Origin of the sequence: Comamonas trifloxystrobinivorans (assembly GCF_043359985.1) — a bacterium.
In the GTDB taxonomy this organism is placed as follows: domain Bacteria; phylum Pseudomonadota; class Gammaproteobacteria; order Burkholderiales; family Burkholderiaceae_C; genus Comamonas; species Comamonas trifloxystrobinivorans.
In genome coordinates this window covers 342,208-355,085 of the sequence record NZ_JBHZGV010000001.1, presented here as the reverse complement: position 1 = coordinate 355,085, position 12,878 = coordinate 342,208, and the positions used below count along the sequence as shown (strand labels likewise).

The window sequence follows — 12,878 nt, the reverse complement described above, 5'->3', positions numbered from 1 at the left end:
ATGATGACCCTGCACCAGGCGCTGGGGTTCATCCAGCAACAACTGCCACAGGCCCGGCTGGTGGGCGATGGCGCTGTTGCGCTGCAACGCGTGCATTCGGATTCGCGCAGCTTGCAGAACGGTGATTTGTTTGTGGCGCTCCAGGGTGAGCGCTTTGATGGCAACCAGTTTTTGCCCCAGGCCCAGGCTGCCGGTGCGGCCGCTGCGCTGTGCAGCGCCGACCCAGGCGCAGCCGGCTTGCCCGGCATTGTGGTGCCCGACGCGCTCAAGGGCCTGGGCGCACTGGCCACGGGCTGGCGCAAGCAGTTTGCTTTGCCGCTGGTGGCGGTGACCGGCAGCAATGGCAAAACCACGGTCACGCAAATGATCGCGGCCATCTTGCGCGCCTACGCAGGCGATGCGGCCTTTGCCACGCGCGGCAATTTGAACAACGAAATCGGCGTGCCGCTCACTTTGCTGGGCTTGCAAGCCAGCCACCGTGTGGGCGTGGTAGAGCTGGGTATGAATCACCCCGGCGAGATTGCTGTGCTGGCCGCCATGGCGCAGCCGACAGTGGCCTTGGTCAACAACGCGCAGCGCGAGCACCAGGAATTCATGCACACCGTGGAAGCGGTGGCGCGTGAGAACGGCACGGTGCTGACCGCTTTGCCAGCAGATGGCGTGGCTGTCTTCCCGGCGGGTGACGAATACACCGCCCTGTGGCAAGAACTGGCTGGTGCGCGCAGCGTACTGCTGTTTGGCGAGCAGGCTGATGGCGCGCATGTGTTTGCCAGCGATGTGCGCTGGGGCGCAGGTGCTTGGTCGCTGCAACTGCATACGCCCGCAGGCAGCGCTGCTGTTCAATTGCAAATTGCTGGCCGCCACAACGTGCGCAACGCCTTGGCAGCTGCGGCTTGTGCCCATGCGGCCGGTGTGCCGCTGGCCGCCATTGCGCAAGGACTGACGGCGTTCGAGCCGGTCAAAGGCCGCTCGCGGGCTTTGGCGGTCCAACTGGCTGGCCGCAGCATTACGGTGGTGGACGATACCTACAACGCCAACCCCGATTCGGTGGCTGCCGCCATCGAGGTATTGCGTGAGCTGCCAGCACCGCAATTGCTGGTGTTGGGCGATATGGGCGAGGTGGGCGATAACGGCCCGCAGTTCCATGCCGAAGCTGGTGCCTTGGCTCAGCAAAAAGGCATTCCCCAGTTTTTTGCACTGGGCGACCAGTGCGCGTTTGCCGCTGCCGCGTTTGGCGGCTCGGCACGGCATTTCGAGAGTATGCAAGCGCTGCAAGCGGCAGTGTGCGCAGCCCTGCCTCTGGCAGGCAGTGTGTTGGTTAAGGGTTCGCGGTTCATGAAGATGGAGCAAGTAGTGCAGGCCATGCAGGCCCATGCAGACCAAGAGGCGAAAGCCTGCGGGGAGGCAGCATGCTGATCTTGCTCGCCAGCTGGTTGCAAAGCCTGTCGCCGGAATTCGGTTTTCTGCGCATCTTCCAATACCTCACCTTCCGCGCCGTGATGGCGGCGCTGACAGCGCTGATCATCGGCCTGGCCGCTGGTCCCAAGGTGATTCGCACCTTGAGCGCGCTGAAGATCGGCCAGCCGATCCGTGGCTACGCCATGCAATCGCATTTGAGCAAGAGCGGTACGCCCACCATGGGCGGCGTATTGATTTTGCTGTCCATCCTGATTTCGACCGTGCTGTGGTTCGACCTGTCCAACCGCTTTGTCTGGGTGGTGCTGGTGGTGACCTTCGGTTTTGGCGCGATTGGCTGGGTGGACGACTGGCGCAAGGTGGTCAACAAAGACCCCGAAGGCATGCGCTCACGCGAGAAATACATGTGGCAATCGATCATCGGCCTGGGCGCTGCGCTCTACCTGGTGTTCTGCATTTCCGAAAACACCAATGCCGAGGTCTGGAGCCTGTTCGTCAACTGGGTCAAGTCCGGTTTCTCGCTTGATCTGCCGCCCAAGGCCGGCCTGATGGTGCCTTTCTTCAAAGAAGTGAGCTACCCACTGGGCGTGCTGGGCTTTGTCATCCTGACCTATCTGGTGATCGTGGGCTCCAGCAACGCCGTCAACCTGACGGACGGCCTCGACGGTCTGGCCATCATGCCCGTGGTCATGGTGGGCTCGGCGCTGGGCGTGTTTGCCTATGTCACCGGCTCGATCAACTTCTCGCGCTACCTGCTGTTTCCGCACATTGGTGGCGCCGGTGAGTTGCTGATTTTCTGCTGCGCCATGCTGGGCGCCGGCCTGGCTTTTCTGTGGTTCAACACGCACCCGGCCCAGGTTTTCATGGGCGATGTGGGCGCGCTGGCTTTGGGCGGTGCGCTGGGCACCATCGCGGTGATCGTGCGCCAGGAAATCGTGCTGGCCATCATGGGCGGCGTGTTTGTGGCCGAGGCGGTGTCGGTGATGCTGCAGGTGATGTGGTTCAAGTACACCAAGAAGCGCTACGGCGAAGGCCGCCGCTTGTTGAAGATGGCGCCGCTGCACCACCACTTTGAAAAGAGCGGCTGGAAAGAGACGCAGGTCGTGGTTCGCTTCTGGATCATCACCATGCTGCTGTGCCTGATCGGCCTGTCCACTTTGAAGCTGAGGTAACACCATGCATACCGAAGACTTCAAACCCCAGACACCGCTGCCCGAGGATGCCATGCCTCCGGTGGCTGCGGCTGTGCCGGCTGTGGAAGCTGCTCACCACGATGCGCAAAATACGGATCAGCAAGTGCCTGCCACGGCTGAGCTGAATTCGGTGGTGCTTGCAGAGCCGGTGAGCGATGTGGTTGCCGATGCAGGCGCAGACACTGAAGTTGTTGCTGATGCTGATGCAGTAGAGGCAGTGGAAGAAGCTGAAGCGGTACCAGCGCCGGAGTCGGTCGCTGAGCCCGCTCCTGCCATGGCGCCGATCCCCGATGTGTCCACCTTGACGGCAGCCAAGGATGCCGCCGCTTTTGTGGCCCAGATTTTTGCCGACCCCAGTGTTTCGGATTCGGCGAGCAGCGAAGTTACCGCCGTCGAAGTGCCCGAGGCTGAGGCCGCGCCCGAGCTGCCGCCTGTGCCCGTGCTCTGGCCCCAAGGGCAAGAGCAGCATTTGCTCAACCAGCGCGTGCTGGTGCTGGGTTTGGGCGCTTCCGGTTTGTCGATGGCTCGCTGGTGCGTGCGCGCCGGCGCCGAAGTCATCGTTGCTGATACGCGCGAAACTCCGCCACAACTGGCACAACTGCAGGCTGAGCTGCCCAGCGTGCGCTTTGTCGCAGGCGAGTTCAGTGCGGCCTTGATCGACGGCCAAGGCATCAACGCCGTGTACCGCTCTCCCGGCCTCAGCCCGGCTGCGGTGGCACCGGTGGCCGATGCAGCACGCGCCATCGGTTTGCCGGTGAGCGGTGAGCTCGATCTGTTCTCGCTGGCGCTGCAAGGCCTGGCGCAAGCCCATGGCTACCAGCCCAAGGTGTTGGCAATCACTGGCACCAATGGCAAGACCACCGTGACTTCGCTGACCGGGCAACTGCTGGAGCACGCTGGTCTGTCGGCCGCAGTCGCTGGCAACATCGGCCCGGCCATGCTCGACACGTTGTCCGAGCGCATCGACGCACAGACACTGCCGCAAGCCTGGGTGCTGGAGCTGTCGAGCTTCCAGCTCGAAGACGCCCATGCTTTCGAGCCCACCGCCGCAACGGTGCTCAACATCACGCAAGACCACCTCGATTGGCACGGCAGCATGCAAGCCTACGCGGCAGCCAAGGCCAAGATTTTTGGCCAGCACGCGCTGATGGTGCTCAACCGCGACGACCGCGTGGTGATGGACATGCTGCCGCCGCCCGTGCGCGTCAAGCTGCAGCGCCCGCAACTGCGCGCCCACGTCACCTTTGGTGGCGACGCGCCCAGCCAGCCTGGTGATCTGGGGCTGGAAGTGGTCAACGGCATGGCCTGGCTGGTGCGCGCGCAAGACGATGGCAACAGTGCCAGCACCAAGCGCAACCAGAGCGCGGCAGACGAGTTGTTCCTGCAACGCCTGATGCCGGCGGATGCCTTGCGTATCCGCGGCCGCCACAACGCCATGAACGCTCTGGCTGCCTTGGCCTTGGGCCACGCTGCGGGCGCGGCTTTGGCGCCCATGCTCTACGGCCTGCGCGAATACCGGGGCGAGCGCCACCGCGTCGAGCCGATCGGCATCGTGGACGATATTGAATATTTTGACGACAGCAAGGGCACCAACGTCGGTGCCACTGTGGCTGCCTTGATGGGCCTGGGCGCTGAGCGCAAGATCGTGCTGATCTTGGGCGGCGACGGCAAGGGCCAGGATTTCTCGCCGCTGTCAGCACCTGTGGTGCGCTATGCGCGCGCTGTGGTGCTGATTGGTCGCGATGCGCCGCTGATCGAGGCCGCTTTGGCCGACAGCCATGTGCCGCTGCTGCACGCCAGCAGCATGGAAGAGGCGGTGCAACAAGCCACGCAAAAGGCCCATGCGGGCGATGCGGTGCTGATGTCGCCTGCCTGCGCGAGCTGGGACATGTTCAAAAACTACGCCTACCGGGCCGAGGTGTTCTGCCAGGCCGTGGCAGCCATCGCTGAGGACAAGGGCACGAGTCTGGAGGTGCAGCCATGAGCGTTGCTGACGGACTGCGTGGCAAATTCTCCGGCTGGTTCAAGCCAGCGGGCGAGAAACCGGTGGACATTCTGCCGGTGCGGGTGGGCGGCAACGAATACCGCCAGACACCCACCAACACCGCGAGCTTCTTTGGTGCCGACCAGGTGCTGATCTGGCTGGTGGTGGCCATTCTGTCCTGGGGCATCGTGATGGTGTTCTCGGCCTCGATCGCCATGCCGGACAACCCGCGCTTCGGCAAGATCGCGCACTACTACTTCTTCCAGCGCCACCTGTTGAGTGTGGGCTTGGGCTTTGTGGCGGCGGTGCTGGCTTTCCAGATTCCGATGAAGGTCTGGGAGCGCTGGGCGCCGTGGCTGTTCATCGGCTCGATCCTGATGTTGATCGCGGTGCTGATTCCGCACGTCGGCACGGTGGTCAACGGCGCGCGGCGCTGGCTGTCGCTGGGCATCATGAACTTCCAGCCTTCCGAGTTGGCCAAGATCGCCGTCATCATGTATGCGTCTGACTACATGGTGCGCAAAATGGAAGTCAAGGAGCGCTTCTTCCGTGCCGTGCTGCCCATGGGCTTGGCGGTGGGCATTGTGGGCGCTTTGCTGCTGGCCGAGCCGGACATGGGCGCCTTCATGGTGATCGCCGTGATCGCCATGGGCATTCTCTTTCTGGGCGGCGTCAACGCCCGCATGTTCTTCCTGATCGCACTGATTCTGGTGGCGGCTTTCGCGCTGATCGTGATGACCTCGGAATGGCGGCGCGAGCGCATTTTTGCCTACCTCGATCCCTGGAGCGAAAAGCACGCACTGGGCAAAGGCTACCAGCTGTCGCACTCGCTGATCGCCATTGGTCGCGGCGAGATCTTTGGTGTCGGCCTGGGCGGCAGCGTGGAAAAACTGCACTGGTTGCCCGAGGCGCACACCGACTTTCTGCTGGCCGTGATCGGCGAGGAGCTGGGCTTGGTCGGCATTGTGCTGTTGTTGGGCTTGTTCTTCTTCATGATCCGCCGCATTGTGGAAATCGGCCGCCAGGCCATCCGCATGGATCGCATCTTCTCGGGCCTGGTGGCGCAGGGCGTGGCGCTGTGGCTGGGTTTCCAGACCTTCATCAACGCCGGCGTGAACCTGGGCGCTTTGCCCACCAAGGGGCTGACCTTGCCGCTGATGAGCTTTGGCGGATCAGCCATTTTGATGAACCTGGTGGCGATTGCCATCGTGCTGCGCATCGACTGCGAGAACAAAGCCTTGAGTACCGGGGGGGCTCGTCCATGAGCAAGACCGCACTCATCATGGCTGGCGGCACTGGCGGCCACATTTTCCCCGGTCTCGCGGTAGCGCAAGAGCTGCGCGAGCGCGGCTGGACCGTGCATTGGCTGGGCGCGCCCGGCAGCATGGAAGAGCGCCTGGTGCCACCGCGTGGCTTTGCGCTGGAGCTGGTGGAGTTTTCCGGCGTGCGTGGCAAAGGCATGGCATCTTTGCTGGGCCTGCCCATGCGTTTGGGCAAGGCGCTGTCGCAAGCGCGGGCCGTGCTGCGCCGTGTCAAACCTGATGTGGTGGTTGGCATGGGCGGCTACATCACGGTGCCTGGCGGATTGGCTGCCGTGCTGGCCGGTGTACCCATCGTGCTGCACGAGCAGAACTCGGTGGCCGGCATGTCCAACAAGCTGCTGGCGCGTTTCGCCAAGCGCGTGTTCAGCGCATTCCCCAACGCTATTGCAGGCGGCAAGTGGGTGGGCAACCCTTTGCGCGCAGAGTTCACGCAGCAAGCAGAACCGGCCGCACGTTTTGCCGGCCGCAGCGGCCCGCTGCGTTTGCTGGTGGTGGGCGGCTCGCTGGGCGCCAAGGCTTTGAACGAAGTGGTGCCGCAAGCGCTGGCGCTGATCCCCGAGGCAACGCGCCCGCAGGTCACGCACCAAAGCGGCGCCAAGCAGATCGACGCATTGCAGACCAATTACACGGCGGCCGGCGTGCAAGCCACCTTGACGCCGTTCATCGACGACGCGGCGCAAGCCTACGCCGATGCCGATGTGATCGTCTGCCGCGCAGGTGCCAGCACGGTGACCGAGCTGGCCGCTGTGGGCGCTGCCGCAGTGTTTGTGCCTTTCCCTGCAGCGGTGGATGACCACCAGACGGCGAACGCCCGTTTCCTGGTCGATGCCGGCGCTGGCTGGCTGGTGCAACAAAGCGTGTTAAGCGCACAAAAGCTGGCTGAAATGCTAGAAAATATGCAGCGCTCCACGCTGGTGGAAAAAGCGCAAAAGGCGAAAACAATGCAGAAACTGGAAGCCGCACAAGCTGTGGCGGATGCTTGCGAGGAGGTGGCGCGATGAAACACGCCATCCAAAGAATTCATTTTGTCGGGATCGGCGGTGCCGGCATGAGCGGTATTGCCGAGGTTTTGCACAACCTGGGCTATGCGGTGTCGGGCTCGGACCTGTCTGACAGCGCCACGCTGCAACACTTGCGCCAGGCGGGCATCAAGACTTTTGTCGGCCACGATGCAGCGCATATCGAACAAGCGCAAGCGCTGGTCACGTCTACCGCCGTGCAGGCGGACAACCCCGAAGTGCTGGCCGCACGCGCCAAGAATATTCCCGTGGTGCCGCGCGCCCAGATGCTGGCCGAGCTGATGCGCCTGCGCAAAGGCATTGCGATTGCCGGCACGCACGGCAAGACCACCACCACCAGCCTGGTGACCAGCGTGCTGGCCGAGGCTGGTCTGGACCCGACCTTTGTGATCGGCGGCAAGCTCAACAGCGCTGGCGCGAATGCGCGCCTGGGCAGCGGCGAGTACATCGTGGTCGAGGCCGATGAGTCGGACGCGTCTTTCCTCAACCTGCTGCCGGTGATGGCGGTGGTGACGAATATCGACGCCGACCACATGGATACCTACGGCCACGATTTTGGCCGCCTGCAATCTGCGTTTGTCGACTTCCTCAACCGCATGCCGTTCTACGGCAAGGCGATTGTCTGCACCGACAGCCCGGCCGTGGCCGAGATCGTGGACCGTGTGGCCTGCTCGGTGCTGAGCTACGGCTTGAACGAAGGCGCACAGATCCGCGCCGTGAACGTGCGTGCCGACAACGGCCAGATGCATTTCACCGTGCAGCGGCGCACGCCCGAGGCTTTGCCTGATCTGGACGTGGTGCTGAACCTGCCTGGCGAGCATAACGTGCTCAACGCCTTGTCGGCCATCGGTGTGGCCATGGCGCTGGGTATTGACGACGCAGCGCTGCTGCGTGCACTGCAAGGTTTCAAGGGTGTGGGCCGGCGCTTTCAGCGCTACGGCGAAGCCCAGCTGGCCGATGGTGGCCACTTCACCGTGATCGACGATTACGGCCACCACCCGGTGGAAATGGCTGCCACCATTGCGGCCGCTCGCGGTGCCTTCCCGGGACGGCGTCTGGTGCTGGCCTTCCAGCCGCACCGCTACACCCGCACGCGCGATTGTTTTGAAGATTTCGTCAAGGTCATCGGCAGCGTCGACGCCGCTTTGTTGGCCGAGGTCTATGCCGCTGGCGAGGCGCCGATTGTGGCGGCCGACGGCCGTGCGCTGTCCCGCGCCGTGCGCGTGGCAGGCAAGGTGGAGCCGGTGTTTGTCGAGCAAATCGCCGATATGCCACAAGCCATTGCCGACCACGCCAAGGATGGCGATGTGCTGCTGTGCATGGGCGCGGGCACGATCGGTTCAGTGGCAGGCAAGGTGGTGGAATTGCTGGCGAGCCAGCAGCCAGGTGCGCAAAAGGGGAGCGCGGTATGAGCGAGAAGCAGATGCAAATTGATGTCAAGGCCCTGGGCAAAGTGGCGGTGTTGCTGGGCGGGAGCTCGGCCGAGCGCGAGGTGTCGCTGATGTCCGGCAAAGGCGTGTTGGCGGCCTTGCAATCCAAGGGTGTGGATGCACATGCCTTCGACCCGTCCGAGCAAGACCTGGGCGAGCTGCGCAAGCAAGGCTTTGCGCGCTGCTTTATCGCACTGCATGGCCGCCACGGCGAAGACGGCACGGTGCAAGGCGCGCTGGAGCTGCTGGGCATTCCCTATACCGGCCCGGGCGTGATGGCATCGAGCATCGCCATGGACAAGATCATGACCAAGCGCATCTGGCGCTTTGAAGGTTTGTCGACGCCCGAATGGCGCATGGCCGCCAGCGCGCAAGACACGCGCGATGCCTTGGCCGCGCTGGGCGCGCCGATGATCGTCAAGCCCGCCCGCGAAGGCTCGACCATCGGCCTGTCCAAGGTGAGCACGCCCGAAGAATGCGCCAAGGCTTACGAGCTGGCTTCGCGCTACGACCCGGAAGTGCTGTGTGAGCAGTTCATTGCTGGTGTGGAAACCACCTGCGCCGTGCTGGGCCAGGGGCGTGCGGCGAAGGCGCTGCCGGTGATCAAGATCGTGGCGCCCGAAGGCAACTACGACTACCAGAACAAGTACTTCACCGACACCACCCAGTATTTCTGCCCGAGCGAGCTGCCCGCAGCGCTGGAGAGCGAGATCCGCGAGCTGGCCGAAAAGGCTTTCCGCACGCTGGGCTGCCGCGGCTGGTCGCGTGCCGACGTGATGGTGCGCGCCTCGGACAACAAGCCTTTCCTGCTGGAGATCAACACCTCGCCGGGCATGACCGGCCATTCCCTGGTGCCGATGGCTGCCCGTGCCACCGGTTTGAGCTACGAAGACCTGTGCCTGCTGCTGCTGGCATCGGCCTCCACCGACGCCGCCCAAGGCGCGGAAAACTGAACAAAGGACTGAAGAGCCATGGAGCAGACCATGCCAGTGCCGTTTGACGTCAAGCTGATGAACATGCTGGCCACAGCCTTGTTCGTGGGCTGTGGCGCGCTCGTGCTGGCCGCTGGCGTGCGCTGGGCCATCCAGCACCCGGCGCTGAACATCAGCCGCATCGTGGTGCAGGGCGAGATGGAGCACAACAGCGCCGTCTCGCTGCAGGCCAATGTGATGCCGGCGCTCAAAGGCAATTTCTTCACCATGGATCTCGATGAGACGCGCAAGACGTTCGAGCAGGCGCCCTGGGTGCGCCAGGCCCGCATCAAGCGCGAGTTTCCGCACACGCTGTCGGTGACGATCACCGAGCAGGATGCGGCGGCCATCTGGGGAGCCGAGGGCGAATCGCGCCTGCTCAACAGCGATGGCCAGATGTTTGAAGGAGATTCTGCAGACCCGGATCTGCGCAGCCTGCCCCATTTGTCCGGCCGCACGGGCCGCTCGATGGAGGCGCTGGGCATGTTCCGGGCACTGGCCCCGGTTTTCGCCAAGATCGACAACCCCGTGGTAGCGCTCGACGAATCGAACAGCGGCAGCTGGCGCGCGACCTTGCAATCGGGCGCGGTGATCGAGATGGGCCAGGGCTCGCAAGCCGAGGTGAGCGAGCGCGTGCGCAAATTTGTCGAGTCGCTGCCGGAGGTGACCGGCATGTACAAGCGCAGTGCTTCGGCATTGCTTTCGGCCGATCTGCGCCATGCCGATGGTTATGCCGTGCGTATGCAGGGCGTGAGCACCGGCACGGCAGCAGCCACCAAACCAGCACCCAAAAAGTAAAACACACAGAGATGCGAAACATGAACCAACCCATTCACCCCATCAGCGAGGGCAACTGACCATGGCACGAGACAGCAAAGACGTAGTGGTGGGCCTGGACATCGGCACGGCCAAAGTCATGGTGGTGGTGGCCGAAGTGCTGGGCAGCGGTGAGCTGAAGCTGGCTGGCCTGGGCGTGGCGCCCAGCAACGGGCTCAAGCGCGGGGTGGTGGTGAACATCGATGCCACGGTGCAAAGCATTCAGCAGGCGCTCAAAGAGGCTGAGCTGATGGCCGATCTGAACATCCAGCGCGTCTACACCGGCATCACCGGCAGCCATATCCGCGGCATCAACTCGCAGGGCATGGTGGCCGTCAAGGACAAGGAAGTCTCGGCACTCGACGTGGCCCGCGTGCTCGATACCGCCAAGGCGATCAACATCCCGTCGGACCAGCGCCTGCTGCTGGTGGAGCCGCAGGAGTTTGCGATCGACGGCCAGGATGTGCGCGAGCCCATCGGCATGAGCGGCCTGCGTCTGGAGTCCAAGATCCACATCGTTACCGGTGCGCAAAGCGCGGCCGAGAACATCATCAAATGCGTGCGCCGCTGCGGCCTCGAAGTGGAACAGCTGCTGCTGAACCCGTTGGCATCGAGCCAGGCCGTGCTGACCGATGACGAGCGCGAACTGGGCGTGGCAGTGGTCGACATCGGCGCGGGCACGACCGATGTCTCGATCTTTACTGGCGGCGCTATTCGCCACACGGCCGTGATTCCGATTGCTGGCGACCTGATCACCAGCGACATCGCGATGGCGCTGCGCACGCCCACCAAGGACGCGGAAGACATCAAGGTCGAAAGCGGCTGTGCCAAACAGCTGCTGGCCGATCCGGACACGCAGGTCGATGTGCCGGGCCTGGGCGACCGCGGCCCGCGCCTGCTGTCCAAGCAAGCGCTGGCCGGTGTGATCGAGCCGCGCGTGGAAGAGATTTTTTCGCTGGTGCAGCAAGTCATCCGCGATTCTGGCTATGAGGAAGTGCTGTCGTCGGGCATTGTGCTCACCGGCGGCAGCGCTGTGATGCCGGGCATGGTCGAGCTGGGGGAAGACATCTTCCTCAAGCCCGTGCGCCGCGGCATTCCCAAGTATTCCGGCACCCTGGCCGAGATGGTGGCCCAGCCCCGTGCTGCCACCGTCATGGGCCTGCTGGAAGAAGCCCGCCTGGCGCGCCTGCGCGGGTACAAGGTGGCCCAAAAGAGTGGTTCAGTCAAAACCGCATTTGGGCGTTTGAAGGACTTTATTGTGGGGAACTTTTAACCATGCATGACAGCGTTTGTTGGCTGGCGCAAAGCAGCCCTCCAGTTGCCCGGGTGCACGATCCCTGGCGACCGATAGGGCCACCGAGAACCAGTTTTTTATTGAAGAGTGACTTAACCGTAACCCATTTTTTTAGTTTTGACGCGAGAGCGAGAGGAGCAGGCAATGACCATCGAAATGTATGAAGGCAACACGTTCAACCAGGGCACCCAGATCAAGGTGATCGGCGTGGGCGGCGGCGGCGGCAACGCGGTCGAGCACATGATCGCCAACAGCGTGCAGGGTGTGGAATTCATCTCGGCCAATACCGATGCGCAGGCTCTGGAACGCTGCCACGCGCACCGCGTCATTCAGCTGGGTGACACTGGTCTGGGCGCTGGCAGCAAGCCGGAAAACGGTCGCGAAGCGGCTGAATCGGCGATCGAGGACATCCGCTCGGCCATCGCCGGCTCGCACATGCTCTTTATCACCGCCGGCATGGGCGGCGGCACCGGTACCGGCGCTGCTCCCGTGATCGCCCGCGTGGCCAAGGAAATGGGCATTCTGACCGTGGGCGTGGTGACCAAGCCCTTCGAGTGGGAAGGCAAGCGCCGCATGGCCAACGCCGACGGCGGCCTGAGCGAGCTCGAAGCGAATGTGGATTCGCTGATCGTGGTGCTCAACGAGAAGCTGCTCGACGTGCTGGGCGACGACATCACCCAGGACCAGGCTTTTGCGCACGCCAATGATGTGCTGAAGAACGCCGTGGGCGGTATTTCGGAAATCATCAACGACCACGGCTACATCAACGTCGACTTTGCCGACGTGAAGACCGTGATGAGCGAGCCAGGCAAGGCCATGATGGGCACGGCCACCGCCAGCGGCCCCGACCGCGCCCGCATTGCGGCCGAGCAAGCCGTGGCTTGCCCGCTGCTGGAAGGCATCGATCTGTCGGGCGCCAAGGGCATTCTGGTGCTGGTGACGGCTACCAAGGACAGCCTGAAGCTGGCCGAATCGCGCCAGGCCATGAGCACCATCAACGCTTACGCATCGCCCGAGTCGCACGTGATCTTCGGCGCCGCTTACGACGAAACCTTGGGCGACGAAATCCGCGTGACCGTGCTGGCCACCGGCCTGTCGCGCCCTGCGGCCAAGCGCCAGCCGATGTCGGTCATCACCGGCAGCGTCGGCCAGCGTACCGGCACGGACGACATGCCTTACATCGCCCAGCCCATTGGCGGCGCAGGTGTTGTGAGCGGCATGCCTGCACCGGCAGCCGTGGCGGTGGGCAGCGGCTTTGCCAACGACTTCGCCGACAAGAAGACCCCTTCGGTCTGGCGCACTGGTCGCAACGCGGCATCGGCCCGCGTGGACGCCATGTCGTCCAGCGGCATGGAAGACCTGGAAATCCCCGCCTTCCTGCGCAAGCAAGCTGACTAAGCGCAAGCTTTGTAACCAGACGGACACACGCGCTG

The 12,878-nt window shown here is 63.6% G+C and carries 10 protein-coding genes; all 10 read left to right on the top strand.

The window, feature by feature from the left end; translation table 11 throughout:
* Entirely contained in the window at positions 1-1,416 is a 1,416-nt protein-coding gene (locus tag ACFIQF_RS01490; protein ID WP_393939515.1) for a UDP-N-acetylmuramoyl-tripeptide--D-alanyl-D-alanine ligase, read from the top strand.
* Positions 1,410-2,588 (top strand): phospho-N-acetylmuramoyl-pentapeptide-transferase, encoded by a 1,179-nt coding sequence (mraY, locus tag ACFIQF_RS01485; protein WP_393939458.1) that lies wholly within the window; start codon positions 1,410-1,412, stop codon positions 2,586-2,588. The genes ACFIQF_RS01490 and mraY overlap by 7 nt, the downstream gene beginning before the upstream one ends.
* A gap of 52 nt (positions 2,589-2,640) precedes the next feature.
* Entirely contained in the window at positions 2,641-4,593 is a 1,953-nt protein-coding gene (gene murD / locus ACFIQF_RS01480) for a UDP-N-acetylmuramoyl-L-alanine--D-glutamate ligase (protein ID WP_393939514.1), read from the top strand.
* A complete protein-coding gene (gene ftsW / locus ACFIQF_RS01475; RefSeq protein WP_393939457.1) occupies positions 4,590-5,858 on the top strand; it encodes a putative lipid II flippase FtsW in 1,269 nt (422 codons plus the stop codon). The genes murD and ftsW overlap by 4 nt, the downstream gene beginning before the upstream one ends.
* Positions 5,855-6,916, top strand: coding sequence for an undecaprenyldiphospho-muramoylpentapeptide beta-N-acetylglucosaminyltransferase (gene murG, locus ACFIQF_RS01470; RefSeq protein WP_393939456.1), 1,062 nt, complete (start codon positions 5,855-5,857; stop codon positions 6,914-6,916). Before ftsW ends, murG begins: the two co-directional genes overlap by 4 nt.
* Positions 6,913-8,346, top strand: a complete 1,434-nt coding sequence (gene murC, locus ACFIQF_RS01465; protein ID WP_393939455.1) for a UDP-N-acetylmuramate--L-alanine ligase — start codon at positions 6,913-6,915, stop codon at positions 8,344-8,346. The genes murG and murC overlap by 4 nt, the downstream gene beginning before the upstream one ends.
* Positions 8,343-9,317, top strand: coding sequence for a D-alanine--D-alanine ligase (locus ACFIQF_RS01460; protein WP_393939454.1), 975 nt, complete (start codon positions 8,343-8,345; stop codon positions 9,315-9,317). The genes murC and ACFIQF_RS01460 overlap by 4 nt, the downstream gene beginning before the upstream one ends.
* A gap of 18 nt (positions 9,318-9,335) precedes the next feature.
* Positions 9,336-10,133, top strand: a complete 798-nt coding sequence (locus ACFIQF_RS01455) for a cell division protein FtsQ/DivIB (RefSeq protein ID WP_393939453.1) — start codon at positions 9,336-9,338, stop codon at positions 10,131-10,133.
* Between the two features lie 61 nt (positions 10,134-10,194).
* Positions 10,195-11,424: a cell division protein FtsA gene (gene ftsA, locus ACFIQF_RS01450; RefSeq protein ID WP_393939451.1), complete on the top strand. Its 1,230-nt coding sequence runs from the start codon at positions 10,195-10,197 to the stop codon at positions 11,422-11,424.
* Between the two features lie 165 nt (positions 11,425-11,589).
* Complete coding sequence (gene ftsZ / locus ACFIQF_RS01445) at positions 11,590-12,843, top strand: cell division protein FtsZ (protein WP_393939449.1); 1,254 nt, start codon at positions 11,590-11,592, stop codon at positions 12,841-12,843.
* The last annotated feature ends 35 nt before the right edge of the window (positions 12,844-12,878 follow it).